General features: G+C 69.2%; 24 protein-coding genes. 8 read left to right on the forward strand and 16 right to left on the reverse strand.

All coding sequences use genetic code 11. The features are described 5' to 3' along the window. Positions 1-93: 93 nt before the first annotated feature. Positions 94-807, forward strand: a complete 714-nt coding sequence (gene queC, locus AOZ53_RS28255; RefSeq protein ID WP_054474829.1) for a 7-cyano-7-deazaguanine synthase QueC — start codon at positions 94-96, stop codon at positions 805-807. 376 nt (positions 808-1,183) lie between these two features. Next, positions 1,184-2,791 carry an EAL domain-containing protein gene (locus AOZ53_RS28260; protein ID WP_054474828.1) on the forward strand — a complete coding sequence of 536 codons (1,608 nt, stop codon included), beginning with the start codon at positions 1,184-1,186 and terminating at the stop codon, positions 2,789-2,791. A 75-nt stretch (positions 2,792-2,866) separates the two neighbouring features. On the opposite strand, the gene AOZ53_RS28265 is transcribed toward AOZ53_RS28260, so the two are convergent. Continuing rightward, complete coding sequence (locus tag AOZ53_RS28265) at positions 2,867-3,412, reverse strand: GNAT family N-acetyltransferase (RefSeq protein ID WP_054429407.1); 546 nt, start codon at positions 3,410-3,412, stop codon at positions 2,867-2,869. Positions 3,413-3,560: 148 nt separating this feature from the next. On the opposite strand from AOZ53_RS28265, the gene AOZ53_RS28270 reads away from it, so the two are divergent. Further along, a complete protein-coding gene (locus tag AOZ53_RS28270) occupies positions 3,561-4,451 on the forward strand; it encodes a LysR family transcriptional regulator (RefSeq protein ID WP_054490309.1) in 891 nt (296 codons plus the stop codon). Here AOZ53_RS28270 and AOZ53_RS28275 read toward each other — a convergent pair. Beyond that, positions 4,399-5,436 (reverse strand): 2-isopropylmalate synthase, encoded by a 1,038-nt coding sequence (locus AOZ53_RS28275; RefSeq protein WP_054490311.1) that lies wholly within the window; start codon positions 5,434-5,436, stop codon positions 4,399-4,401. The two genes, AOZ53_RS28270 and AOZ53_RS28275, sit on opposite strands and share 53 nt — an antisense overlap. 346 nt (positions 5,437-5,782) lie before the next feature. On the opposite strand from AOZ53_RS28275, the gene AOZ53_RS28280 reads away from it, so the two are divergent. The 3 genes from AOZ53_RS28280 (at position 5,783) to AOZ53_RS28290 (ending at position 9,630) form a co-directional block, all read left to right on the forward strand. Beyond that, positions 5,783-6,625 carry an AraC family transcriptional regulator gene (locus AOZ53_RS28280; RefSeq protein ID WP_054429410.1) on the forward strand — a complete coding sequence of 281 codons (843 nt, stop codon included), beginning with the start codon at positions 5,783-5,785 and terminating at the stop codon, positions 6,623-6,625. 101 nt (positions 6,626-6,726) lie between these two features. Then, entirely contained in the window at positions 6,727-8,592 is a 1,866-nt protein-coding gene (ilvD, locus tag AOZ53_RS28285) for a dihydroxy-acid dehydratase (protein ID WP_054429411.1), read from the forward strand. A 156-nt stretch (positions 8,593-8,748) separates the two neighbouring features. Continuing rightward, positions 8,749-9,630, forward strand: coding sequence for a LysR family transcriptional regulator (locus AOZ53_RS28290; protein WP_054429412.1), 882 nt, complete (start codon positions 8,749-8,751; stop codon positions 9,628-9,630). 62 nt (positions 9,631-9,692) lie between these two features. Here the strand turns inward: AOZ53_RS28290 and lpdA are convergent, their stop codons facing one another. From lpdA to AOZ53_RS28345, 11 genes are all read right to left on the reverse strand, one after another. Beyond that, entirely contained in the window at positions 9,693-11,090 is a 1,398-nt protein-coding gene (gene lpdA / locus AOZ53_RS28295) for a dihydrolipoyl dehydrogenase (RefSeq protein ID WP_054474826.1), read from the reverse strand. Between the two features lie 8 nt (positions 11,091-11,098). Further along, positions 11,099-12,388 (reverse strand): pyruvate dehydrogenase complex dihydrolipoamide acetyltransferase, encoded by a 1,290-nt coding sequence (locus AOZ53_RS28300; protein ID WP_054490312.1) that lies wholly within the window; start codon positions 12,386-12,388, stop codon positions 11,099-11,101. Positions 12,389-12,400: 12 nt separating this feature from the next. Next, the gene (locus tag AOZ53_RS28305; protein ID WP_054490315.1) at positions 12,401-12,892 is read right to left on the reverse strand and encodes a VOC family protein; all 492 of its coding nucleotides are present in this window, start codon (positions 12,890-12,892) and stop codon (positions 12,401-12,403) included. Further along, a complete protein-coding gene (locus AOZ53_RS28310) occupies positions 12,889-15,072 on the reverse strand; it encodes an alpha-ketoacid dehydrogenase subunit alpha/beta (RefSeq protein WP_054490317.1) in 2,184 nt (727 codons plus the stop codon). The genes AOZ53_RS28305 and AOZ53_RS28310 overlap by 4 nt, the downstream gene beginning before the upstream one ends. Positions 15,073-15,101: 29 nt before the next feature. Then, positions 15,102-15,890, reverse strand: a complete 789-nt coding sequence (locus AOZ53_RS28315; RefSeq protein ID WP_054490319.1) for an SDR family NAD(P)-dependent oxidoreductase — start codon at positions 15,888-15,890, stop codon at positions 15,102-15,104. 29 nt (positions 15,891-15,919) lie between these two features. Then, on the reverse strand, positions 15,920-16,639 hold the full coding sequence (locus tag AOZ53_RS28320) for an ABC transporter ATP-binding protein (RefSeq protein WP_054429418.1): 720 nt from the start codon (positions 16,637-16,639) through the stop codon (positions 15,920-15,922). Beyond that, on the reverse strand, positions 16,636-17,388 hold the full coding sequence (locus AOZ53_RS28325) for an ABC transporter ATP-binding protein (protein ID WP_054429419.1): 753 nt from the start codon (positions 17,386-17,388) through the stop codon (positions 16,636-16,638). The genes AOZ53_RS28320 and AOZ53_RS28325 overlap by 4 nt, the downstream gene beginning before the upstream one ends. Continuing rightward, positions 17,385-18,665, reverse strand: coding sequence for a branched-chain amino acid ABC transporter permease (locus tag AOZ53_RS28330; protein WP_054490321.1), 1,281 nt, complete (start codon positions 18,663-18,665; stop codon positions 17,385-17,387). The genes AOZ53_RS28325 and AOZ53_RS28330 overlap by 4 nt, the downstream gene beginning before the upstream one ends. Continuing rightward, positions 18,662-19,603, reverse strand: coding sequence for a branched-chain amino acid ABC transporter permease (locus AOZ53_RS28335; protein WP_006386228.1), 942 nt, complete (start codon positions 19,601-19,603; stop codon positions 18,662-18,664). Before AOZ53_RS28335 ends, AOZ53_RS28330 begins: the two co-directional genes overlap by 4 nt. Before the next feature lie 136 nt (positions 19,604-19,739). Then, positions 19,740-20,975, reverse strand: a complete 1,236-nt coding sequence (locus tag AOZ53_RS28340; protein WP_054490323.1) for a branched-chain amino acid ABC transporter substrate-binding protein — start codon at positions 20,973-20,975, stop codon at positions 19,740-19,742. Positions 20,976-21,030: 55 nt separating this feature from the next. Next, positions 21,031-21,831, reverse strand: a complete 801-nt coding sequence (locus AOZ53_RS28345) for a shikimate dehydrogenase family protein (protein WP_054429422.1) — start codon at positions 21,829-21,831, stop codon at positions 21,031-21,033. Positions 21,832-22,069: 238 nt separating this feature from the next. Between AOZ53_RS28345 and AOZ53_RS28350 the strand changes: the two genes are divergently transcribed. After that, entirely contained in the window at positions 22,070-22,807 is a 738-nt protein-coding gene (locus AOZ53_RS28350; RefSeq protein ID WP_049076567.1) for an SDR family NAD(P)-dependent oxidoreductase, read from the forward strand. 134 nt (positions 22,808-22,941) lie between these two features. Further along, positions 22,942-23,703: a FadR/GntR family transcriptional regulator gene (locus AOZ53_RS28355; protein ID WP_054429423.1), complete on the forward strand. Its 762-nt coding sequence runs from the start codon at positions 22,942-22,944 to the stop codon at positions 23,701-23,703. A gap of 98 nt (positions 23,704-23,801) precedes the next feature. Here the strand turns inward: AOZ53_RS28355 and AOZ53_RS28360 are convergent, their stop codons facing one another. The 3 genes from AOZ53_RS28360 to thpR form a co-directional block, all read right to left on the reverse strand. Continuing rightward, on the reverse strand, positions 23,802-25,139 hold the full coding sequence (locus tag AOZ53_RS28360; RefSeq protein WP_054429424.1) for an NAD(P)H-dependent oxidoreductase: 1,338 nt from the start codon (positions 25,137-25,139) through the stop codon (positions 23,802-23,804). 103 nt (positions 25,140-25,242) lie between these two features. Beyond that, entirely contained in the window at positions 25,243-25,806 is a 564-nt protein-coding gene (locus AOZ53_RS28365; protein WP_054429425.1) for a 5'-3'-deoxyribonucleotidase, read from the reverse strand. A gap of 57 nt (positions 25,807-25,863) precedes the next feature. Next, the gene (thpR, locus tag AOZ53_RS28370; RefSeq protein WP_054490325.1) at positions 25,864-26,394 is read right to left on the reverse strand and encodes an RNA 2',3'-cyclic phosphodiesterase; all 531 of its coding nucleotides are present in this window, start codon (positions 26,392-26,394) and stop codon (positions 25,864-25,866) included. Positions 26,395-26,516: the final 122 nt, after the last annotated feature.

Genomic DNA, 26,516 nt, shown 5'->3' on the forward strand with positions numbered 1-26,516 from the left:
GTCACCGATTTTACGCAGGCTTCCTTACGGTGCAGCCGGCCGGCTGCGGTAAAGTCTGGCTCTATCCCTTAGTCTTTGCAGAAACCCCCTTTTATGCTGAATCACCAACGTCGCGCGCTCGTGCTGTTTTCGGGCGGCCAGGATTCCACCACCTGCCTGGCCTGGGCGCTGGACCGCTATGCCCATGTGGAAACCGTGGCGTTCGACTATGGTCAGCGCCACCGCATCGAGCTGGATGCGCGCCTGAACGTGCTGCGCGACATCCGCGCGCGTTTCCCGCAGTGGGCGCCGCGCCTGGGCGAAGACCATCTGCTGGACCTGAAGGTGCTGGGCCAGGTGGGCGACACCGCCATGACCAGCGACCGCGCCATCGAGATGCAGGCCAACGGCCTGCCCAACACCTTCGTTCCGGGCCGCAACCTGCTGTTCCTGACGCTGGCGGCGGCGCTGGGCTACCGGCGCCAGCTGGACGTGCTGGTGGGCGGCATGTGCGAAACCGATTTCTCGGGCTACCCCGACTGCCGCGACGACACCATCAAGGCGCAGCAGGTGGCGCTGGGCCTGGGCCTGGGCAGCCGCGTCACCATCGAGACGCCGCTGATGTGGATCGACAAGTCCGAGACCTGGGCGCTGGCCCAGCAACTGGGCGGCGACGCGCTGGTCGAGACCATCGTCGAGGAAAGCCACACCTGTTACCTGGGCGAACGCGGCGCGCGCCACGGCTGGGGCTACGGCTGCGGCGAATGCCCGGCCTGCAAGCTGCGCCGGGCCGGCTGGGAGAAGTGGACGGCGCAGCGCGGCGCGTGAGCCGCCCGCCGGCCACGCGATGGCAACGTTCTTTCAACGAGCCGTGCGCCGCCCACGTGGCCATCACGCTCCCCTGCTCCAGGATGCGCCCGGCGGCCAGCCGCGGCGCCTGGCCAGTTGACGCCGCAATGGCGTCAGAACCCGTGCTGACAGTAGCTGTGCGCGTGTCGCCACGTTTCGCCGATCGGTGAATTTTATTTCGATATATTGAAATCCATTCATTTAAAGATGAATGGATTTCATTTAATTTCGACTTTACACGGCCAGGCAAGGGATTGAGCGCCCATTTTTTGCGACCCTGTTCCGGTATGGAGATGCAAACAAACATTTCAATACCGTTCGATGGAAAGGCGTTTCTACTCAGGGCTCAATCATCATGAATCGGTCGCGCATTATCCTCATTTTCGATAACGAATTCGCCAAGCAAGGCATCTCCGATTCGCTCGAGCAGATCGGTTTCGTCCTGAATCCCGTCTCGCTCCAGGAGCCGGCGCCGGCGCGTCACGCGGGAGAAATCCAGGTGCACCTGTGCCTGCCCCGGGACCTGGACATCACGATCGGCCAATTGCGCGCGCGTTTCTCGCATTCGACCATCATCGCCATCCGCCATATCGAAAGCCCGGCGGTGCGTATCAACGCGCTGCTGGCCGGCGCGGACAGTTGCTATGGCACCCGCATCAGCTACAGCGAGGTGGCGGCGGCGATCCAGTCGGCGCAGCGCAAGTTGACGCTGTGCCAGCCCGCCGCGCCGCGCCGGCCGGACGTGGCGGCGGAGCCGGTCGTGGCCGAGCAAAGCTGGCGCCTGTGCGACAACGATTGGACGCTGGTGTCGCCCGCCGGTCCGGGCGTCAGCCTCACGCCCATGGAGCGTGCGGTGCTCAAGGGCATGTACGGTCACCCCGAGCGGATCATCCGCCGCGCGGATTTCGCCGCCGCCAGCCTGGACATCCCCGGCAATGGGCGCGCGCTGGACCTGGTCATCAGCCGCCTCAAGCGCAAGGGTGTCGCCGCCGGCATGACCATTCCGATCCGCAGCTTGCGCGGCAAGGGCTATTCGTTTTCGGCCACCTTGGCCCAGGATGGCAGCGAGCCTGCCGCGGTCCGGAAAGAGGGCGCCGTGTCGCCGCTGCTGGCCGCCATCCAGGGCGACCGCCTGCAGTTCCACTATCAACCCATCGTCACCGCCACGGATCTGGAGATCGTCGGGGCGGAGGCCCTGTTGCGATGGCGCGCGACCGGCGGCGAGACGATGGGTATCGATGGCTTGTTGCGTGAAGCGGGCGCCCCCGAGGCCGGGCAGGCCCTGATCAGTTGGGGCTTGCACACCATCGCCCACGATCAGGCGCGTTGGCGGCAGGAGGCGCCGGGGAAGGGGCTGGCGGTGAACATCAACATCTCGCCGCAGAGCTTCGCCCGCCGCGACGTCGTCGGCGTGATCCTGCGCGATGTCGCCGCCTGCGGCTTGGCGCCCGACGATATCCGCATCGAGCTCACGGAGGAGGCGGCGCTGCATGCGGGATCCGCCGAGATCCGCTCGATGCTGGAAGCATTCACCAGCCGCGGCATCCAGGTCTGGCTCGACGATTTCGGCAAGGGCTACAACAACCTCGAATGGTTGTCGGCGCTGCCGTTGGCGGGCTTGAAGCTGGACAAGTCGATTATCTGGAGCGCCGCGCGGCAGGCGGACGCGCAAAAGGTATTGACCTCGATTTGCCAGTTGGCGCGGGACCTGGATATCGCCACCGTGGCCGAGGGCATCGAGACCGAGGCGCATTGCCGCGCTGCGCGCGAAGCCGGTTGTGATCTGCTGCAAGGCTTCCTGTTCTTCCGACCCGGCACGGGCGATGAACTGGCCGCCGCGCTGGCCGAGCAGCGCTGGCGTCGCGCCGGCATGGCGCGGGGCCGCGAGCGTCTCACGCCGGCGGTCGCCAGGCCGGCCGATACACCCATCGCTGCGTGCGCGCCGTACCGTTCCACTCCCTAGCCACGCAAAGGAAGCGCAACGACGACCATCCATCGGCGCGCGGCGCCTTTGGATGCCGATCGCTTCAGGCGCCGATCAGGGGCGCTGCGGCGGCGTGGCGTCACCCTCGCCCAGCGCGCGCTGCATCAGCACGGTGTCGCGCCATTCCCCATGCTTGTGGCCCACCGAGCGCAGCGTGCCCACCGGGTGAAAGCCCTGGCGCGCATGCACCGCCAGCGAGGCGGCGTTGCGGCTGTCGCCGACCACCGCCAGCATCTGGCGCCAGCCGGCCGCGGTGCAGCGTTCGATCAGGGCGGCCAGCAGCTTGCCGCCGATGCCCTGGCCGGCGCGGCCCGCCTTGACGTAGACCGAGTCCTCGACCGTGTGGCGATAGGCCGGGCGGGGGCGGTAGGGCGTGACGTAGGCATAGCCCACCACTTCGCCGTCGATCTCCGCCACCAGATAGGGCATGTCCTTTTCCAGCACGCCGGCGCGCCGCTGGCGCATCTCCTGGATGGAGGGCGGCTCCAGCTCGAACGACGCGGTGCCGTGCTGGACGTGGTGCGCGTAGAGGGCCTTGATGGCGGGCAGGTCGGCATCCGCGCTATCGCGGATCAGGAGGGGGGCGGCAGGTTGCGGCATGGGGAAGCGGAGAAAGGCGCGCCGGCGCGGCGCGAAAACGAGTCGCCAGTGTCGCGCAAGGCCATGCATAAATAAAGCTTTGGTCTGTTATCGTTTTCATAAGTAAAACTTTGACCAAGGCGGCGGCCGCACGGCGCCGGATGGACCCATGCGCGGACTCAATCTGGACGCCCTGCGCACCTTCGCGCAGGTGATCGAACTGGGCAGTTTCTCGGCCGCGGCCGAACGGGGCGGCATCACCCAGCCCGCCGTCAGCCTGCAGGTGCGCCAGCTCGAACGCCGCTTCGGCCTGAAGCTGGTCGAGCGGGTGGGCCGGCGAGCGGGGCCGACCGCCGCCGGGCTGGAACTGCTGACCCACATCCGCGCGATCGACACGGCGCTGGCGCAGGCCGAGCAGGCCATGACGGCGCACGCCGCGCAGGTGACGGGGCGGGTGCGGCTGGGCACCGGCGCCACCGCCTGCACCTATCTGCTGCCGCCACTGCTGGCGAGCCTGCGGCGGCGCTTTCCGGCGCTGGACGTGGTGGCCAGCACCGGCAATACCGCCGACATGCTGCGCGGGCTGGAGAACAACACGCTGGACATCGGCCTGGTGACGCTGCCGGCGCCGGGCCGCATGTTCGAGGTCACCCCGGTGCTGGAAGACGAGTTCGTGGCCATCTTTCCGGCGCGCGGCCCCATCGCCATGCCGGATGCCGTCACGCCGCAGGCGTTGGCGGCGTTGCCGCTGGTGCTGTTCGAGCCGGGCGCGCGCACCCGGCGGCTGGTGGATGACTGGTTCGAGGAAGCCGGGATGGCGCCCAAGCCGGTCATGGAACTGGGCAGCACCGAGGCCATGAAGGAAATCGTGGCCGCCGGCCTGGCCTGCGCCGTGCTGCCCAGGCTGGCGGTGAGCGGCGCCGGCCACCGCGACAGCCTGGCCGTGCGCTCGCTGGCGCCGCGCCTGGCGCGCACCCTGGCCATCGTGGTGCGCCGGGACAAGCCGCTCAGCCGTGGACTGCGGCACCTGCAGGAAGCGTTGCTGGCGCTGCGGACATGAACGCATAGGGGTGGAACACGTCCACCGGCAGCTGGTTGCACGCCTCGACGCAGTCGCGCACGGCGGCCATGCCGCTGAAGTCCAGGCCGCTGGCGATGCCCTGGCGATCCAGGTTCAGCGCCAGCGTCACCAGGTCGACGTTGCCGGTGCGTTCGCCATTGCCGAACAGGCAGCCCTCGACCCGGCCGGCGCCGGCCAGCAGCGCCAGTTCGGCCGAGGCCACGGCGGTGCCGCGGTCGTTGTGCGGATGCACGCTCAGCACGATGCTGTCGCGCCGCGCCAGGCGGCGATGCATCCATTCGATCTGGTCGGCATAGACGTTGGCGGTCGTGCATTCCACCGTCGACGGCAGGTTGATGATCATCTTGCGCGCCGGCGTCGGACGCCAGATGGCGCTGACCGCATCGCAGACCTCCAGCGCGAAATCCAGTTCGGCCAGGCTGAAGGTCTCGGGCGAATACTGGTAGATCCATTCGGTGTCCGGATGCGCGTCGGCCAGGGCGCGAATCTGGCGCGTGCCGGCCAGCGCGATCTCCTTGATCTCGGCGCGGCTCATGCCGAACACGATGCGGCGCCATTGCGGTGCGATCGGGTTGTACAGGTGCACGATGGCGCGCGGCGCGCCGCGCAGCGATTCGAAGGTGCGCGCGATCAGGTCGGGCCGCGACTGGGTCAGGACCTCGATGGTGACGTCGGCGGGAATGCGGTTCTCCTCGATCAGCTTGCGCACGAAATTGAAGTCGGTGTCGGAAGCCGACGGGAACGCGACTTCGATCTCCTTCAGCCCCACCGCCACCAGCTGTTCGAAAAAGCGCAGCTTGCGGGCCGCGTCCATGGGGTCGATCAGCGCCTGGTTGCCGTCGCGCAGGTCGGTGCTCATCCAGATGGGCGGCGCGCTCGGGCGGCGGGCCGGCCATTGGCGCTCGGCGTAGTCGCGGGCAAAGGGCTGGACGGGGCGGTACTTGTGTTGGGGATGGTCGAGCATGGAAACCTCCGGCCGCGCGGCGCGCGGCGTCTGGGGCCGCCGGTCTGCGGCGGCGGTCGGGCAAGGGAGGTGGCGGACGGACCCGTCAGAGGGCCCGGGGCTGCCGGGCGGCCACGGGGCGCAAGGCCCGGCAACCGCGCGCTAGTCGTAGCGTCGGCGGGACGGCGCGCGCAAGTGCGAAGGCGTCCGATTTCCCGGCCAGGCGCGCGCGCCGGCCGCGCAAGGCGGCGCGGGTGGCGGGGGAGCGGGGACGAAGACGCATGATCGGAACGCGGACGGCAGGGAAATCAACGGCAATGCGGGCAGGATAGGTACACTGGAAAAGACCGTCTACCGCCAGCTGGGCATGAATCGTCGAGAAATGGACAAATCCAAAGCACCGCCACGCCCCTCCGGATCGCGCAAGCCCGCCGACCTGGACCTGTTTCCGTACGAATCCTCGCAGCGGCCGGTGGCCGCGCTGGCGGTGGATTACGAGGACGGGCACCGCGTGCGGCGCCATCGCCACCGCCGTTCGCAGCTGCTGTACGCGATCTCGGGCGTGATGGTGGTCGATACCGATGCGGGCATCTGGGTGGTGCCGCCCACGCGCGGCGTGTGGGTGCCGGCCTGGGTCTCGCACGCCATCCGCATGAGCGGCGAACCGCGCATGCGCACGGTGTTCGTCGAGCCGGGCGCGGCCTCGCACCTGCCCACCGAATGCTGCGTGCTGTCGATCTCGCCGCTCTTGCGCGAGCTGATGGTGGCGGCAGCCGAAGTGCCGCTGGATTGGCAGCCGGGCACCCGCGACGGCCGCCTGATGATGCTGCTGCTGGACGAACTGAAACAGGAGCCGGTGCTGCCGCTGCACCTGCCGCAGCCGTCCGAGCCGCGCCTGGCGCGCATCTGCCGCGCCATCGTGCGTCACCCCGAGCGCCAGGCGGGCGCGGCCGACTGGGCGCGGGAATTGGGGGTGGATCCCAAGACGGTGCATCGCCTGTTCCTGCGGCACACCGGCATGACCTTCGGCCGCTGGCGCCAGCAGGCGCGGCTGCTGGCGGCGATGGAGCGGCTGGCGCGCGGCGAGCGGGTGCTGGATGTGGCCCTGGATCTGGGCTACGAGAGCCCCAGCGCCTTCGCGGCCATGTTCCGCAAGGCGCTGGGCGAGCCGCCCAGCGCGTTTGCGGCGCGCGGCGCGGCGTCCGCCTGATGGCCACGGCGCGGCCTCGGGGCGGCCTGCGGCCGCTGCCGGCCGGAACCAGCGTATTATTTACCGTTTTGCCGCCCACGCTAATAGCCTGAGACAAGATCATGCCGCACTACCGTTCCCGCACCTCGACCCACGGCCGCAACATGGCCGGCGCCCGCGCCCTGTGGCGCGCCACCGGCATGAAGGACGGAGACTTCGGCAAGCCGATCATCGCGGTGGTCAACTCGTTCACGCAGTTCGTGCCGGGCCACGTGCACCTGCGCGACCTGGGCGCGCTGGTCGCCAAGGAGATCGAGGCCGCCGGCGGCGTCGCCAAGGAATTCAACACGATCGCCGTCGATGACGGCATCGCCATGGGCCACGGCGGCATGCTGTATTCGCTGCCGTCGCGCGAACTGATCGCCGACTCGGTCGAATACATGGTCAACGCGCACTGTGCCGACGCCATGGTCTGCATCTCGAACTGTGACAAGATCACCCCGGGGATGCTGATGGCCGCGATGCGCCTGAACATTCCCGTGGTGTTCGTGTCCGGCGGCCCGATGGAAGCCGGCAAGGTCAAGTCGCCGACCGACGGCAAGGTGATCGCCAAGATCGACCTGATCGACGCCATGATCAAGGCCGCCGACCCGAAAGTGTCGGACGCCGAAGTGGCCGAAGTCGAACGCAGCGCGTGTCCGACCTGCGGCTCCTGTTCCGGCATGTTCACCGCCAACTCGATGAACTGCCTGACCGAGGCCATCGGCCTGGCGCTGCCGGGCAACGGCACCATCGTCGCCACGCACGCCTGGCGCAAGGGCCTGTTCGAGCAGGCCGGCCGCCTGGTGGTGGACCTGTGCCGCCGCTACTACGTCGAGGAAGACGAATCGGTCCTGCCGCGCAGCATCGCCACCAAGAGCGCGTTCCAGAACGCCATGGCGCTGGACGTGGCCATGGGCGGCTCGACCAACACCGTGCTGCACCTGCTGGCCGCGGCGCAGGAAGCCGGCGTCGACTTCACCATGGCCGACATCGACCGCATCTCGCGCAAGGTGCCGTGCCTGTGCAAGGCCGCGCCCGCCACCGACAAGTACCACATCGAAGACGTGCACCGCGCCGGCGGCATCCTCGGCATCCTGGGCGAACTGGCGCGCGCCGACCTGCTCGACCTGTCCTGCGGCAACGTGCACAGCGGCACGCTGGGCAACGCCATCGCGCAATGGGACGTGGCCGGCGGCGCCGGCGAAGCGGCGCAGAAGTTCTACCGCGCGGCGCCCGGCGGCATCCCCACCACCGTGGCCTTCAGCCAGGACGCCACCTTCCTGACGCTGGACACCGACCGCCAGACCGGCTGCATCCGCAGCAAGGAAAACGCCTACTCCAAGGACGGCGGCCTGGCCGTACTGTACGGCAACCTGGCCGAGAAGGGCTGCATCGTCAAGACCGCGGGCGTGGATGAATCGCAGTGGGTCTTCACCGGCCGCGCGCGCGTGTTCGAAAGCCAGGACGACGCCGTCGAAGGCATTCTGGGCGACAAGGTCGTGGCGGGCGACGTGGTGGTGATCCGCTACGAAGGTCCCAAGGGCGGCCCCGGCATGCAGGAAATGCTGTATCCCACGTCCTACCTGAAGTCCAAGGGCCTGGGCAAGACCTGCGCGCTGTTCACCGATGGCCGCTTCTCGGGCGGCTCGTCGGGTCTGGTGATCGGCCACGCCTCGCCCGAAGCGGCCGAGGGCGGCACCATCGGCCTGGTGCAAGAGGGCGACACCATCGAGATCGACATCCCCAACCGCAAGATGCACCTGGCGGTGTCCGACGAGGAACTGGCCCGCCGCCGCGCCGCGATGAACGCGCGCGAGGATGGCGGCTGGCTGCCGGTGGGCCGTGAGCGCGTGGTGTCGCAGGCCCTGCAGGCCTACGCGGCGCTGGCCACCTCGGCCGACCGCGGCGCGGTGCGCGACCTGTCGCAGCTCAAGCAGAAGCGTTGATCGGCCGCGGGTCGATGCAGTGAAAAAAGCGGCGCCGCGTGCGCCGCTTTTCTTTTGCGTCCGCGCTGCCGGATAACCCCGCCGTCGGCCAGGGCACCGCGCAATTGCGGCGGCGGCGCGCGATAAAATCCGGATACTTGTGATCCGGAGTCAAAAATGGCGCTCAATTCAGAGGCCCTGCGGCTGTTCCTGGGCGTGGTCGACGCCGGTTCGATGAGCGCGGCCGCCGAAATGCTGGGCCAGACGGCCTCCGGCGTCAGCCGCGGCCTGTCGCGCCTGGAGGAAGACCTGGGCGTGACGCTGCTGACCCGCACCACGCGGCGCATGGAGCTGACCGCCGAGGGCGCGCACTTCCTGCAGAAGGCGCGCCAGATCGTGCAGTCGCTGGAAGAGGCCGAGGAGTGCATGCGCATCGTCAACCAGCAGCCGGCCGGCCGCCTGCGCGTCGACGCCTCGGTGCCGGTGATGCTGCATTGCGTGGTGCCGCACGTGGCCGACTTCCGTCGCGAGTATCCGGCGATCTCGCTGGAGCTGACCAGCAACGACCGCATCGTCGACCTGATCGAGCATCGCACCGACGTGGCCCTGCGCATGGGGCCGCTGAACGATTCCACGCTGCACGCGCGGCCGATGCGTCCGCGTCCGCGCTGGCTGATGGCCAGCCCGGAGTACCTGGCGCGGCGCGGGGTGCCGCGCACGGTCGAGGACCTTGCCCGGCACGAACTGCTGGGTTTCACCCAACCCGAAAGCCTGAACGTCTGGCCGCTGCGCCACGCGGGCGGCTCGACCTATCTGGCCACGCCCACGCTGGCCACCTCCAGCGGCGAGACGCAGCGCCACCTGGCGCTGCGCGGCGTGGGCATCGCCTGCCTGTCGGATTTCGTGTCGCGCGACGATCTGATCGAAGGGCGCCTGGTGCGCATCATGGAAGACCTGCACACCGACTACCTGCAGCCGATGCACGCGGTGTACTACCGCAACACGCAGCTGTCGCGGCGCATCGCCTGCTTCCTGGATTTCTTCGCCAGCCGGTTGTGAGGGCAGGGGCCTGGCGCGACCTATGACGGTCCGCGCCAGGCCCCTGCGCGCTGCTACGTGCCTTAGCCGTGCAGCGCCCGGCCGAAAGCCGCCAGCACCGATTCGTGCAGCGTTTCCGACAGCGTCGGATGCGCGAACACGGTGTGCATCAGGTCTTCCTCGGTGGCTTCCAGCGCCGCCGCCACGCCGTAGCCGGCGATCAGCTCGGACGCCTCGGGGTGGATGATGTGCGCGCCCAGCAGCTCGCCGGTCCTGGCGTCGAACACCGTCTTCACCAACCCCTGGTCCTCGCCCATGGCGATGGCCTTGCCGTTGCCGGCGAAGGTGAATTTGCCGACGCGGATCTCGCCGCCCGTCGCCTTGGCGTGTTCGCGCGCGCGGGCCTCGGTCATGCCGATGCTGGCGACCTGCGGGTGTGAATACGTGCAGGCGGGGATGCGCAGCGGGTCGAGCGCATGCGCCGGCAGGCCGGCGATGGCTTCGACGCACAGCACGGCCTCGTGGCTGGCCTTGTGCGCCAGCCACGGCGCGCCGGCCACGTCGCCGATGGCGTAGACGCCCGGCTCGGCGGTGCGGCACAGGCCGTCGGTGACGATGTGGGTCTTCTCCACCTTCACGCGGGTCTGCTCCAGGCCCAGGTCCTCGACGTTGCCGACGATGCCGGCGGCAACGATGACGCGCTCGACCTCCAGCTCGATCTGCTTGCCCTGTTGCTCCAGCACGGCCTTGACGCCCGTGGCCGTCAGGCTGGACGACTTGACCGCGCACTGCGTCAGCACGCGGATGCCCTGCTTCTCGAAGGCCTTGCGCGCCAGCGCGGAGATCTCGGCGTCTTCCTGCGGCAGGATCTCGGCGGTCATGTCGATCAGCGTCACCTCCGCCCCGACCGCGCGGTAGAAGCTGGCGAACTCGGCGCCTATCGCGCCCGCGCCCACCACCAGCAGCGACTTGGGCAGCGCCGGCGGCGTCAGCGCCTGGCGGTAGGCCCAGATGCGTTCGCCCACCGGCAGCGCCGGCAGCTCGCGGGCGCGCGCGCCGGTGGCCAGGATGATATGGCGGGCCGACAGCGTGGCGCCGTTGTCGAGCGCGACGCGGCCGCCGCCGGCCAGCCTGGCGCTGGCGGCGAACACCGTGACACCGTTCTTTTTCATCAGGTGCGCCACGCCCTGGCCCAGGCGGCCGGCGACCTTGCGCGAGCGCGCCACCATCGCGGGCAGGTCGGGTTGCGCCGCGCCCGCGCCGGTCACGCCGTAGTGGTCGGCTTCGCGGCAGGCGCGCAGCACGGCGGCGCTGTGCAGCAGCGCCTTGGTCGGAATGCAGCCCCAGTTCAGGCAGATGCCGCCCAGTTCGGCGCGCTCCACCAGCGCGGTGGACAGGCCCAGCTGGGCCGCGCGGATGGCGGCCACGTAGCCGCCGGGCCCGCCGCCCACCACCACCAGGTCAAACGAAGTCTTGGTCATGGCGGGGCTCACAGCAGGATGCGCACGGGGTTCTCGATCAGCGCGCGGAACGCGGCCAGCCAGCGCGCGCCGACGGCGCCGTCCACCACGCGGTGGTCGGCCGACAGCGTCACGGTCATGACGGTGGCTGCCTGCAGGCAGCCGTTGTCGTCCACCACCGGGCGGCGCTCGGCCGCGCCCACCGCCAGGATCGCGGCCTGCGGCGGGTTGATGATGGCGGCGAACTGCTTGATGCCGTACATGCCGAGGTTGCTGACCGTCAGCGAGCCGCCGGTGAATTCCTCGGGCTTGAGGCGGTTGACCTTGGCGCGGCCGGCCAGCTCGACGATCTCGCCGGCGATGGCGGACAGCGGCTTGACGTCGGCGTCGCGCACGATGGGCGTGACCAGGCCGCCGTCGGTGGCCACGGCGACGCTGATGTCGGCGCCGGCGTGGAATTCGATGGCGTCATCGTGCCAGCTGGCGTTGACCTCGGGCACCTCGCGCAGCGCCAGGGCGGCGGCGCGCACGATGAAGTCATTGACCGACAGCTTGACCGCGCCGCCCTGGTTGGCCTGCGCGCGCAGGGCCAGCAAGGCGTCCATGCGGCAATCCACCGTCAGGTAGAAGTGCGGCACCTGCTGCTTGCTTTCGGTCAGGCGGCGGGCGATGGCGCGGCGCATGCCGGAATGCGGCACGCGGCGGCCGGCGGCGCGGCTGGCCTGGGGCGCGGCGGCAACGGGGGCGCGGTCACGCGCGGCTTCGACGTCGCGGCGCACGATGCGGCCGCGCGGGCCGGTGCCTTGCACTTCGAGCAGGTTGACGTGCCATTGCGCGGCCAGGCGGCGCGCCAGCGGGCTGGCGAAGCGGCGGGTGCCGGGGGCGATGGCGGCGTCGGGCGAGGCCGGTGCGGCGGCGCCGGCCGTCGCGGACGGAGCGAGAGCGCTTGCGGGAGCCGTTGCCGAGGCAGCCGATGTTGCGGCAGCCGTTGCTGCGGCGGCCGATGCTGCGGCGGCCGATGCTGCGGCGCCCGCGCCGTGTTCCGCCAGCGCCTTCTCGATCGCGCTGGCATCTTCGCCCGGCGCCAGCAGCACGCCGATCACGGTGTTGATCGGCACCGATGCCGGGCCGGCCTGCACCACGATGCGGCTGAGCACGCCCGCCTGTTCGGCGTTGATCTCGACGATCGCTTTCTCGGTTTCGATTTCCGCCAGCGCCTCGCCCACGGCGACCGTGTCGCCTTCCTGCTTGAGCCATTGGTGCAGCGTGCCGACGTCGGCATCGGCCGCGACGGAGGGGAGCTTGATAAGGTGTGCCACGTGTAGTTCGTCCTATTCTGCGCGCACGGCCAGGTCGGGCCGGTAGGCCGCCGGGTCGTCGTATTCGACCAGTTCCAGCACATTGCCTTCGGGGTCGCGGAAGAAGGCCAGCCAGGTGCCGGGCCGCACTTCCATCGGCGCCGGGTCGCTGTCGAAGGCCACGCCGCGCGCCCGCAGGCGCTCGACGGTGCCGGCCAGGTCCTGCACGATGAAGGTCAGGTAGGCGTTGCCCTGGCGGTCCAGGATGGCGGCGCCGCGCACCGCCGGCTCCGGCGCCACGGCCGGTTGCAGCAGCTTGATGCGCTCGCCGTACGAGGTCTGCAGGCGCGCCACGTCGTAGCCATGCTGCGTCAGGCCGGTGGCGCGGGCCTTGTCGGCCGGCACGCTGACGCGGTTCACCAGGGCCAGGCCGACCACTTCGGTGTAGAACGCCAGCTGCGCGTCCAGGTCGGCGCAGCAAATGCCGACTTCCATCGGCACGCTCATGCGCAGGGCGGCGCTCATGCGCGTTCTCCCAGGTCGGCCAGCACGTCGTTCAGGCCGGCGATGACTTCTTCCGTGTCGGCGAAGGCTGCGCGTTCCAGCACCTTGGAGATGCTGGGCGAGGCCTCGCCGCCGGTGACGCGCTTGACCGGCTGGTCGAGCCAGTCGAAGTAGCGGCGCTGGATCTCGTCGGCCAGCATGGCGCCGTACGAGGTGCCGCGCGCGCCCTGTTCGACGATCAGCACGTTGTTGGTCTTCTGGATGCTGGCGCCGATGGTGTCCCAGTCCAGGCTGGCGCGGTCCAGCGTGCGCAGGTCGATCACTTCCGCGTCGACCCCGGTCTCTTCGGCGGCCTTGAGCGCGCGACTGACCATCGACAGGTAGGTCAGCACCGTGACCTTGGAGCCGCCGCGGCGCACGCGCGCCTTGCCGAACGGAATGGCGTAGTCCAGGTCGCCCTCGGGGACCTCGCCCGACGAGGCGTAGAGATCCACGTGCTCGATCACCAGCACCGGGTCCTTGGAAGCCAGCGCGGTGTTCATCAGGCCGATGTACTCGTACGGCGTGGACGGCGCGACGATGCGCCAGCCCGGGGCCGTGGCGAAGACGCCGGCCGGGTCCATCGAGTGCTGCGAGCCGTAGCCCGTGCCCATCGCGACCTTGGTGCGCAGCACGAACGGCACGTCGATGTCGCCGCCGAACATGTGGCGGGCCTTGCCGATCTGGTTGAAGATCTGGTCGGCCGCGACCCACATGAAGTCGGGGTACATGAATTCCACCACCGGCTTGTAGCGGCCGTCCATGGCCAGGCCGCCGCCCAGGCCGGCGAAGGCGTTCTCGGAGATCGGCGTGCCCAGCACGCGATCGGGGTACTTGTCCTTCAGGCCGCGCGTGGCGCCGTTGGTGCCGCCCTTCAGGCGGTGCACGTCCTCGCCCAGCACCACCACGCCTGGGTCGGTCTCCATGCGGCGGTCGAGCACATCGGCCACCGCGTCCACGAACTTGCGCTCGGCGCGGGCGCCGGCGTAGTCGGCGGCATCCTGGTAGCGCAGGCCGGCCAGTTCCGAGCCGTCGCTGCGCAGGCCCACGTCGCGGAAGTCGGGGCGCGGCCACAGGTCGGCGCGCACGCGGCGCTTGCCGCCGTCGGCGGCCTCGGTCAGGCGGCCCGACACGTCCTTCATCACGTCCTTGCAGCGCTGGCGCAGAGCGTCGACCTCGGCCTGGGTGATCAGCTGGCGGCCGATCATCTCGGCGGCGATCTTGTCGAGCGGATCGCGGCGGCGCCATTGCGCCTCCTCTTCCTTGCTGCGGTAGCCGAAGGCGCTGCCGGGGAAGGGGCCGTTCTGGTGGAAGAAGCGGTAGACGTCCACCTCGATGATGGTGGGGCCGTTGCCGGCGCGCATGTGCGCCACGGCTTCCGACATGGCCAGGTGCACGGCCAGCGGATCCATGCCGTCGACCTGCCAGGCCGGGATGTTGAAGGCCTGGCCACGGGCCGACAGGCGCGGCTCGGCGGTCGATTCCTCGACCGTGGTGGACACGGCGTAGCGGTTGTTCTCGATGAAGAAGCACAACGGGGTCTTCCACGCGGCGGTCAGGTTCATCGTCTCGAGCACCGAGCCGATGTTGACGGCGCCGTCGCCGAAGTACGTCACCGCCACGCGGTCGGTGCCGGCGTGGTGGTGGGCCCAGGCCGCGCCGGCCGCCAGCGGCACGCCGCCGCCGACGATGGCGTTGGTGCCGAGCGCGCCCGCTTCCAGCCAGCGCAGGTGCATGCTGCCGCCACGGCCGCGGCAGTAGCCTTGCGCCAGGCCCATGATCTCGGCCAGCGTCTTGTGCAGCACTTCATCGATAGCGGGCGTGAGCGGGTTGCGCGGGTCCAGGCCCAGCGGCGCCACGTGTTGCAGGGCCTTGGCCAGGAACTGGTGGTGGCCGCGGTGCGAGCCGTTGATCTGGTCGCCGGCGCCCAGCGCCAGCACCGAGCCGACTGCGCCGCCTTCCTGGCCCACCGACGAGTGGGCCGGGCCGTGCACCAGGCCTTCGGCGGCCAGGTCCAGCACCGCTTCCTCGAAAGCGCGGATCCAGTGCAGCTGCGTCAGCATGGTGGCCAGCAGCGCCGGGTCGGCCTGCTGCCAGTCCGAGGTCTCGACCGTGAGTTGCCGCCAGGGCGCCTGGGAACCAAGCGGTTGGTAGGTGGCCATGAGTGAATCTCCAGAATGTAGGTAAGCGGTCAGAGGTAGCTGTAGCGGCTCCAGCCGCCATCGGCCACCAGGGTGTGTCCGGTGATGTAGGCGGCCTGGCTGGACGTCAGGAACACCGCCAGGTCGGCCATTTCGGCCGGCTGCGCCAGGCGCCGCAGCGGCGTGCGCTGCTTGAGGCGTTCGGGGTCGAGGCGGCCGCGCGCGGCCAGGTCGCGCACCAGGTCGGTCTCGACGTAGCCGGGCGCCAGCGCGTTCACGCGCACGCCCGCCGGACCCCATTCCACCGCCAGGGTCTCGGTCAGCAGCACCACCGCGCCCTTGGTGGCGCAATAGGCGGCGCGGTCGGGCGCGGCCACCACGCCGTACATCGAGGCCAGGTTGATGATGCAGCCCTCGCCCTTGGGCACCATGCGGCGGCCGGCGGCCTGGGCGCACAGGAACACGCCAGTCAGGTTGATGTCGACGGCGCGGCGCCATTCCTCGGGCGTGACGTCCAGCGACGGCTTGTTGGCCGAGATGCCGGCGTTGTTGACCAGCACATCGATGCCGCCCCAGGCCTGCTCGACCTGGGCGAAGGCGCGTTCGACGGCGTCGGCGTCGGTGACCGAGGCCTGCGCGGCCAGGGCCTCGCCGCCGGCCGCGCGCAGCCCGGCCACGGCCGCGTCCAGCGCTACCGGATCCATGTCCAGCAGCGCCACCCGCGCGCCCTGGCGCACGAACGCCTCGGCCGTGGCGTAGCCGATGCCTTTGGCGCCGCCGGTGATCACCACGTTCTTGCCGCGCAGATCGGCGTGGCGTACTTCAGGGGTATTGTCCAAGTGCTTGCCTCTACAGATGCGTTAGGCGGTCAGACCGCCAGCCATTCCTGGACCACGTCCTGGCGCTCATGCAGTTGCGCGGGCGGTCCTTCGAAAACGATGCGGCCATGGCCCATCACGCTGACGCGCGTGGACACTTTCAATGCGATGGTCAGCTTCTGCTCGACCAGCACCACCGACACGCCGCGCTGGTGGATGTCGCGGATCACGTCGGCGATCACTTCGACGATCTTGGGCGCCAGGCCTTCGGTGGGCTCGTCGATCAGCATGACCTTGGGGTTGCCCAGGAGCGAACGGCACATGGTCAGCATCTGCTGTTCGCCGCCGGACAGGTTGCCGGCGCGGGTATTGCGGCGTTCCTTCAGGCGCGGGAAATAGCCGAACATCTGTTCGATGGTCCAGGCCGGGGCGTCGGGCCGGGCGGGCTGTTCGCCCATGCGCAGGTTCTCGTCCACCGTCAGGTTGGCGAACACCTCGCGCTCTTCCGGCACGAAACCCAGTCCGGCGCGGGCGATCTCGAAAGGCCGCTTGTTGGTGATGTCGCGGCCTTCGATGGCGATGCGGCCGCCCGTCACGTCCACCAGCCCCATGATGCTCTTCATGGTGGTGGAGCGGCCGGCGCCGTTGCGGCCCAGCAGGCTGACCACCTCGCCGCGGCCCACCGTCAGGTCGATGCCGTGCAGGATGTGGCTCTTGCCGTAGTGCGCGTGCACGCCTTGCAGGGCCAGCAGGGGGGATTGCATGCTCATACCGTTTCCTCTCCCAGATAGGCTTCGCGCACGCGGGCGTCGCCGCGGATGTCGGCGGGCGTGCCGGTGGCCAGGATCTCGCCGTACACCAGCACGCTGATGCGGTCGGCCAGCGAGAACACCACCTGCATGTCGTGCTCGACGATCAGCAGGGTGCAGTCGCGCGTCACGTCCTTGATGAGTTCGACGGTGTAGTCGACCTCGTGCTGCGACATGCCGGCCATCGGCTCGTCCAGCAGGATCACCTTGGGCCGCGAGGCCAGCGTCATGCCGATTTCCAGCGAGCGCTGCTCGGAGTAGTTCAGGTCGCCCGCGGCGGTATGCTGCTTGGCGGCCAGGCGCACTTTCTCCAGCAGCTGGTCGACGTTCTCGTTGACGGCGCGGTGGCGCGCGATGGGGCGCCAGAAGTTGTAGACCAGGCCGTGCATGCGCAGCACCGCCAGCCGCAGGTTCTCGCGCACCGACAGGCGCGGGAACACGTTGGTGATCTGGAACGAACGCGCCAGGCCAAGGCGGTTGATGCGCTCGGGCGGCAGGCCGCCGATCGGGCGCGAGCGCAGGCTGATGTCGCCCGAGGTCGGCGCGAACGAGCCCGACATCAGGTGGAACAGCGTGGACTTGCCGGCGCCGTTGGGGCCGATGACGGCGTGGCGTTCGCCGGCCTCGACCTTCAGGTTGACGCCGCGGATGATCTGCGCGTCGCCGAAGGACTTGCGCACGTCGGTCAGGGTCAGGATCTCGTGGCTCATTTTGCGGTCTCCAGCACGGGCGCGGCTTCGGCCTCGCCGCGCCACAGGACCAGCGCCCAGCGGCAGGCCAGGAGGCCGCCCGCGAACAGCGCCAGCGGCAGCAGCCAGGTCGACAGCGCCAGCGGCGCCCAGTCGTGGCCGAACAGGGAAATGGCGGGCCAGCCGGCATCGGGGTTCATCGCCAGCAGCGAGCGGTAGTCGCGCGCGAACATGCGTTGCAGCAGTTCCACCGAGAACACCGTGGCGCCGGTCAGCAGCAGGCCGCCGGCGACGGACACCGCGGCGCGCGGCAGCCAGTCGGCCAGGCCGCGCTGGCGCAGCGACTTGGCGGCGCGCTGCACCAGGCCGACCAGGCCGTCCGGCACGAACAGCATCACCAGCACGAACAGGATGCCCTGATACAGCAGCCAGGAACGGGTGATGTCGGCCAGCGTCTGCGACAGGAAGGTCAGGATCGAGGCGCCCAGCACCGGGCCGAGGAAGGCGTTGACGCCGCCGATGTAGGCGAACAGCACCGCGTCGGTCGACAGCTTGACCTCGAACAGCACGTAGTTGCCGGCTTCGATGTTCAATGCCTGCAGGCCGCCGGCGATGCCGGCGAACATGGCCGACAGCGCGAACACCATGGTCTTGAGCGTGTGCGGCCGGTAGCCCAGGTAGCGCAGGCGGTTGGCATTTTCGCGCAGACCCAGCGTCAGCCGGCCCAGCGGCGTGCGGGTCAGGCCATACAGCGCGGCCAGTGACACCAGCACCCAGGCCAGCACCAGGAAGTACACCTCGATGTCCGAGCCGAAGGTGAAGCCCCAGGCCGGCATGCGCATGGCGGACAGTCCGGCTTCGCCGCCGAACACGCCCTTCAGGTGCGGCGCCAGCGCGTGCAGCAGTTCGGCCAGCGCCAGCGTGATCATCGAGAAGTATACGCCGGCGCGCATGGTGGCGAACCAGCCCGCGACCAGCCCGAACAGCAGGCCGGCCACGCCGCCGGCCAGCGGCATTAGCGGCGTCGGCAGGAGGCCCGCGCCGCCCAGCGCGTTCATGGCGTGGATGGTGGCGAAGGTGCCGACGCCGAAGTAGGCGGCGTGGCCGAAGGACAGCATGCCGCCCTGGCCGGCCAGCAGGTTGAAGGCGCAGGCGAACAGCGCCGCGATCAGCATCTGCACCGCCGCGACCAACTGGCCCGGCGGCAGCAGCCAGGGCAGCGCGCACAGCGCGGCCACGCAGGCCAGCAGCAACAGGGCGGCCGGCGCGCGGCGCGAGGAAACGGGAGCCTGGCTCATGCCTGTTCTCCCTTCAGGCCCGAGGGCTTGACCAGCAGCACCACCAGCATCAGCAGGAAGGGCAGGGTCGCGGCCAGGCTGGAGATCTTCACCGTCATCAGGCCGCCCACGCTCTCGGCCCACTCGCCGGCGCCGAACAGGCCGAACAGCGTCGCCAGGCTGGCGTCGATGCCGACCGAGAACGAGCTGATCAGGCCGATCAGCAGCGAGGCGATCATGGCGCCTTCGAGCGAACCCAGGCCGCCCACCACGACCACCACGAACACCAGCACGCCCAGTTCCAGCGCCATGTTCGGGTTGGTGGTGTAGAACGCGCCGGCGACCGCGCCGGCCAGGCCGGCCATCGCCGCGCCCACGCCGAACACGCTCATGAACACCAGCGGCACGTTGTGGCCGAGGGCCTCGGCCATGCGCGGGCGGTAGATGGCAGAACGCACCACGATGCCGACGCGGGTGCGCGACAGCAGCAGGTAAATCACCGCGAACATCGCCAGAGACACGCCGCCCATCAGCAGGCGGTAGAAGGGATAGTCGGCGTCGAACACGCGGAAGGCCGCGAAGTTCAGGAACTGCGGCACGCGGTAGTCGACCGGGAAGTCGCCGTAGAACAGCTTGATGAGCTCGGCGACGATGAACGCCAGGCCGAAGGTCACCAGCAATTCCTGCGCGTGGCCGAACTTGTGCACGCGGCGCAGGAAGAAGCGCTCCACGCCCATGCCGAGCACGCCGGCGATGACGGTGGCCAGCACCAGCGCGGTCCAGAACCCGGTGACGGGCGTCAGGGTATAGGCGGCGTACGCGCCTATCATGTAGAACGAGGCGTGCGCGAAGTTGAGCACGCCCATCATTCCGAAGATCAGTGTCAGGCCTGCCGACACCATGAATAGCAGCAGGCCGTAAATCACGCCGTTCAACAGCGAGACGGTAAAGTATTCCATGTCCGCTCCAAAATCCTTGCGCGCAGGCGCCGGGCGCCTGGCGATCGATCACGCCCTGTTTTTTCCGGCCCCGCGCCGGTGAGCGTTTTATTGGCGAGTGGCCGCGGACGGCATGCCGTCCGCGGCCGTCGCGTCATCAGTCCGGGCGAACCATCTTGCAGGTGGCCTGCACCGGCGCGGACACGTCCGCGGCGGACAGCACCTTGACCGGCTCGAAGCCCATGTCGGTGCCGTCGGCCTTGTACTTGGCGTTCTTGCCGACCTTGGACACCACCATCGGCAGCTGCACCTGGTGGTCTTCGGCGCGCATGGTGTAGGTGCCCAGCGGCGAGGTGTAGGTGACCTTCTCCAGCGCCCGCGCCAGGTCCGGCACCGACAGCTTGCCGTCCTTGGGCTTGACCTGCTTGAGCGCCTCGCCCAGGAAGGTGATGCCGATCACGGTCTGCGGCTCGGTGTAGCTCGGGTAGTGGCCGGTCTTGGCCTTGTAGTCCTCGGCGAATTTGGCGCCTTCCTCGCCCGCGGCCTCGATGTTGTAGGGGTGGGCGATGTAATGGCCCAGCGCCACGTCGCCGGCGTTGGCGAGGTTGCCGACCTGGTCCAGGAACACGGTGGCAAAGCGCACCTTCAGGCCGGCCGACTGCGTCGCCTTCATCAGCAACAGCAGGTCGTTGGACCAGTTGCCGGTGATGACGGTGTCGGGATTGGCCGAGCGGATGCGGGCCACGTAGGGCGCGAAGTCCTGGATCTTGTTGACTTCGTGCAGCGTCTTGCCGACCACTTCATAGCCGTACTGCTTGGCGAAGCGCTCGGTGGCGCCTTCCATGTCCTGGCCCCAGGAGTAGTTCTGGTTGATGGCGTAGACGCGCTTGCCCAGCGTGCCGTCGGCCGACATGACCGAGGCCAGCGCCTTGACGCGCAGGTCGGCGTTGGTGGTGAAGCGGAAGTGGTAGAAGTGGCACTTCTGGCCGGTCAGTTCCAGGGCCTCGCCGCCCACGTTCAGGAACACGACTTCCTTGCCCGGGTTGCGCAGGTTGTGCTTGCGCACGTCCTCGGTGAGCTGGCCGGAGATGGCCGACGACGAGCCCTGCACCAGGATCTGCACGCCTTCGGCGGCCGCGGCGCGGAAACGGTCGGAGGCGCCCACGGGGCCGCCCTGGTTGTCGAACTCGACCAGTTCCAGCGGCTGGCCGTTCCAGCCGCCGGCGGCGTTGATGCGGTCCAGTTCGTACTTGACCGCGGCGCGGAACATCAGGCCGGTCGAGGCCTGCGGGCCGGACAGCGTCTCGATCAGGCCGATCTTGACGGGCGCGGCCTGGGCCGATGCGGCAATGCCGGCCAGGCACAACAGGCCGGTGGTGAAAGCCAATTTCATGCGTGTCTCCTCCGTGGGAACGGGAGTGGTAGGTCCGTGAATCAAGCAAGCGCGCTCAGGATTGCGGCTCTTCTATGCCCAGGAAGCGGGCAATTTCGGTGAGTTGTCCTTCCAGCATGTAGAGGCCGGGATGGGTGCGGCAGCCGCGCGCGGCGGCGGCGCGCAGCAACGGCGTGTCGACGCGGCTCATGACGGCGTCGGCCACCACGGCGGCGGGCGCCAGGGCATCCAGCTGGAAGGGCAGGGGATCGTTGTCGTCCAGGCCCAGGGTGGTCGCGTTGATGGCGATGTCACAGGACTCGGGACGGGTGCCGGCCACGTGGATGGCCAGGCCGGGATGGTGGCGCGCCAGGCGCTCGGCGAACGCCTCGGCCTTGTCGGACGAACGGTTGTACAGGCGCAGGCTGGCCGGGCCGGCCTCGGCGATGGCGCAGGCGATGGCCTTGCCGGCGCCGCCCAGGCCCGCCAGGTAGACGTGGCGGCCGGCGGGGTCGTGCCCCTGGCTGCGCAGGCCGGCGACGAAGCCCAGGCCGTCGAAGTTGCCGCCGGTGAGGTGGCCGTCGCGCACCCGCACGGCGTTGACGGCGCCGATCAGTTCGGCGGCGGGCGTCAGCGCGTCGCACAGCGCGGCGGCGCTTTCCTTGTGGGGCACGGTGACCACCAGGCCGCCCAGGTTGGCCAGGCCGCGCAGGCCCGCGAACAGGCCGGGCAGGCCGGCGGCGGCCACGTGGAACGGCACCATGACGGCGTCGATGCCGCGCTCGCGCAGCAGGGCGTTGAGCCGCTGGGGCGTCTTGACGTGCGCGATCGGGTCGGCCGCGATCGCGAATACGGTTGTGCTGCCGGTGATGTCCACCTGGTTGTCCCCTGCCTGTCATGCGGCCGTTGGCCGTGTTTTCTTGACGCCCTTGCTTGAAATCGCCAGTTGCTTTACGCTTTCAACACAAGTTGTCAGGCAACTTTATTAAGTTGTCCGATAAATCATAGGGCAAGCGTTTTTCCCGTGTCAAGCGATGCATTTGGCGGTTCAATCGAATCGCCGGCGGCGCTGGGCGATGGGGCGCGGGCCGTCGAAAAAGCGTTTTGGAGACAGCATGATTTCGTTCGAAGGACAGGTAGTCGCCATCACCGGCGCGGGCAATGGCATCGGTCTGGCGACCGCGCGGCTGATGGCCGCCCACGGCGCCCGGCTGGTGTTGACCGACATCGACAAGGCGCGCCTGGACGAGGTGGCCGCCGAGCTGGACGCCAGCGGCCAGCGGGTGTTCGTGCACGCGCTGGACGTGGCCGCCTCGCACGATTGCGACCGGGTGCTGGAACGCGCCGCGCAGCATTTCGGCGGCATCGATCACCTGGTGCATTGCGCCGGCATCTACCCCGAGCAACTGGTCAAGGACACCAGCGACGAGGCCTGGAAGAAGCTCATGGGCGTCAACCTGGACGGCACTTTCTATGTGTGCCGCGCCGCACAACGCCACCTGCGCCAGAACGGCTCGATCGTGCTGCTGACCTCGCTGGCGGCGCAGCGCGGCAGCTACGCGCACGCGGCCTATTCGGCGTCCAAGGGCGCGGTGCAGAGCTTCACCCGCAGCCTGGCGCTGGAGCTGGCGCCGCAGATCCGCGTGAACGCGGTGGCGCCGGGCATCATCGCGACCTCCATGACGCACGACCTGATCGGCCAGAAGGGCGCGCAGTTGCTGGAAAGCACGCCGTTGCGGCGCTTCGGCACGGCCGAGGAAATCGCCGGCGCGATCGCCTTCCTGTGCTCGCCGCTGGCCGGTTTCGTGACGGGCGAGGTGATGCAGGTGAACGGCGGCATCTATATCGCGTAAAGTCTGAAACGGCCGCGCCTTCGATTCCGGCAAAATCCTATAATTTTCAAGGGCGCAGCCGTAGTGAAACGTCGAAAATTCCTATAACCAAGGCAGCCGCCCCGCGAGCCGCCGCCTCGTTTTAACGATTCCACATGCAGCCTAATCAAGCACAGGACAGGCGGGACTCCGACCCGCAACGCGCCGCGCCCAAGCACTCGCTCTCGGCGGGCGTGGCCGACGCGCTGGCCGAGCAGATCCGCCAGGGCACCCTGGCGCCCGGCGACCGCCTGCCCACCGAGAAACAACTGACCGAGATCTATTCGGTCAGCCGCGCCGTGGTGCGCGAGGCGCTGGCCCGCCTGAAATCCGAGGGCCTGATCACCTCGCAGCAGGGCAGCGGGGTCTTCGTCGACCCGAACTTCCAGCGCAACGCCTTCCGCATCGCCGCGCCCTCGCCAGGCGACAGCCAGGACTTGGAGCACATCCTGGAATTGATGCTGTCGATCGAGGTCACCGCCGCGCGCTATGCGGCGCAGCGCCGCACCGACCCCGACCTGAAGAAGATGCGCCAGGCGCTGGTCGGCATGGAGTACGCGCTCATCAACGACAAGCTGGGCGACGAAGAGGACTACCAGTTCCACCAGGCCATCGTGCAGGCGACGCACAACCCGCACCTGGTGGCGCTGAACGATTACCTGGAAGCGAATGTGCGGCGCGTCATCCGCAGCGCCCGCAACAACACGGCGCGCATGTACGCCGAGCGCATGGCGGCGGTGCAGAGCGAGCACCAGGCGATCTTCGCGGCCATCGAAAGCGGCGATTCCGATGCCGCGGGCCGCGCCGCCGAGCAGCACCTGCGCAACGCCGCCGACCGCCTGCGTCTGTTCCAGGCGGAGCGTTCGCCGCCGGTCTGAGCGCGGCGGACAAGGATCGGCGCGGCTGCCCTCGCGGCCAGCCCGCGCCGCGCGCCGTTACCCGTGCGTGGGCGTGTTCGCGGTGAAGCCGCGCGGGCTCAGGCGAAGGTCTGCTCCATTTCGCGCCGGAACTGCACGGCGGCGGAAGATTCGTCGTACTCCACGTCGCGCCAGCGGATCGCCTGCGATTGCCGCACCGGGTGCTTGAGCTTGACCTGGTGCGACAGGCCCAGCGGCAGGTAGCCTTCGTCGACCGAGTCGCGCGCCGGCATCAGCCGGCCGTACACCGTGTAGCCGCCTTCGCCGTCCAGCAGCTGCCCGGCCTGCAGGTCGCGCTTGGCGGTCGCCACCACGTCGCCGTGCCAGCCAGCGGGCGCGCCGGTGGGCTCGCGCCGCAGCCCGACGCTGGCCACGCTGATGCCCAGTTCCAGGCCGATCAGGTGATACGGCTTGTACATGGCGGTGTAGTTGCCGCTGGGGTCGGTGACCAGGCCGTATTCCTTGAAGCAGCGTCGCACGTAATCGCTGTCGGCCGCGAGCGTCACGTACACGCCCCAGCGCAGGTCGCGGAACACCGGCCGGCCATCGCGTTCGAGCGAGGAAATCACTTCCACCTGGCCCCGATGATGCAGGATGCCGCCGTCCTCGCGCGGGCGCAGCACGCGGGCCAGGTCGTCCACGCCGCAGGGCGGGAAATGCAGGCCGGACGGCGAGGGCAGCAGGCCGGTGGCGTTGGACACCGCGGCCATCTCGATGGCGCTCTTGGTGCCGTCCAGGAAGCTGTTGAACATCTGCGCGTTGAAGTCGCCGGCGGCCACCATCTCGGCGGTGAAGCCGTAGTACGGCCAGACCGTGTCGGGCGTGGAAGTGTGGAACTCGGGCAGGTACTTGGTGCCCTTGCCGGCCGCCATCACCTCGAAGCCCGCCGCGCGCGCCCAGTCCACCATTTCGCAGATCAGCGCCGGCTGGTCGCCATAGGCCAGCGAATAGACGATGCCGGCTTCCCTGGCCCGCCGCGCCAGCAGCGGCCCGGCCAGCGCGTCGGCCTCGACGTTGACCATGATGATGTGCTTGCCGTACTCGCAGCAGGTCAGCACGTGGCCGATGCCCGCGGCCGCCTGGCCGGTGGCGTCGATGACGATGTCGACCTCGGGGCTGGCGATGACGGCGTGCGGATCGTCGGTGAAGTAGACCTTGCCGTTCTTCAAGGCGTCGCCGGGGCTGGCGGCGTTGAGCGCGGTGGCGGGCCAGCCGACCCGGGTGAGCGCGGCGCGGGCCCGGTCGGGCGTCAGGTCGGCCACCGCCACCAGCCGCATGCCGGGCGTGCGGGGAGCCTGGCTCATGAACATCGCGCCGAACTTTCCGGCGCCCAGCAGCGCTACGCGCAAGGGCTTGTGGTCGGCTTCTCGCTGCTTGAGCAGACGGTGCAGATTCATGGTGCGGGCTCCTCCAGGATGTGGGGATACAGCACCACAGGATAGTCCCAACCCCGGCCGCTGAACAGGGCCGGGCATCCCCCGTCAGGGTGTCATCCGGCCGTCATTCGTCCGCCGTATACAGCTCGCCCGCCAGGACGTTGCGCCAGTCGGCCCAGGAGCTGATGCGGGGGCGGTCGGTGACCTGGCGGTTGTAGGGCGCGTCGAACAGGATGTGCTTCCAGCGCGGCTTGACCGCGCCCTGGATGAGCGGCTTGTCGTCGATCAGCAGGTCGCCGTGCACCAGGGTCTTGTCCTTGGTCAGGATCAGCCGGTTGGTGGCGTCGCGGCCCAGGTGCTTTTCGACCCACAGGTATTTCTCGGCGACGCAGTTCTCGAACTGGGACAGTGGCGAGGTGCAGATGCGCACGTCCATGCCCAGCGCCAGCAGTTCCTTCACGGCGTCCAGCGCCCCCGGCACCGGCGGCAGGTCGCGGATGAAGCCGGGCGCGGTGTAGATGGCCTCGGCCATGCCGCGCAGCTCGGGCGCGTAGTCTTCGCGGATGTAGAAGGATTTTCGATCGTCGAACGCCACCGGCGCGATGTCGGGGTGGCGCGCGCGCCAGGCGTCGATGAAGGCATGTTCGAAATCGGCCAGCACGCCGTCTTGGTCGAGCAGGATGATCATGGCGATCCTAAGTCGTTGCGACGCGCTCGATTGTGCCAGAGCGCCGCCACGCCAGCCTCAGACGGGTTGCGGCCGTGACTGGGCGACGACCCGGTAGCGGCTGCCGCCGTCGGTGGCTTCGGACGCGACCAGCACCATGCGGTCATAGTGCCAGGTGACGGGCGGCGGCGCGTCGGCGGGCGGGTCGTTGCGCTCGATGTTGCGCAGCAGCGTGACGTGGGGGCGGAACGGCTGGGCCGGCGGGACGAAGCCGAAGGCGGACAGCCACAGCCACAGGCCATCATGGCTGGCCTGCAGCGAATCCGGGGTGCGTTCGGGGCCGGCCCACAGGATGCCGGGGCGGGTGAAGACGCCGTAGCGGTCGAGGGTGACGGTGCCGGGCTGCAGGCGGTGGTAGGGCGTGGCGTCGATGAGCTCGTCGGCGATTTCCTTTTCTACGGATCCCAGGAAGGCGAGCGTCATGTGCAGGGTTTCGGTGCGCATGGGGCGGCCTTGGCTGTGTGGTCGGGCCTGGGTGGCCCAGGTGGCCAGGGTGTCGGCCAGGGCAGGCGCGGGCCAGAGGGCGTAGAAGAGGCGGGTGGGGGGCATTTGGGGATTGTAGGTTGTTGTTGTTGTTGTTGTTGCGGTGTGTTTGAGTTCTTGAGGGGCGCGTGGCGGGGTCGGTGGGGGATGGCGGGGCTACGATTGCGGTCCGGAGCGTTCGCTCCGGA

Source organism: Achromobacter sp. 2789STDY5608621, from assembly GCF_001299375.1.
Taxonomy (GTDB): Bacteria; Pseudomonadota; Gammaproteobacteria; order Burkholderiales; family Burkholderiaceae_B; genus Achromobacter; species Achromobacter insuavis.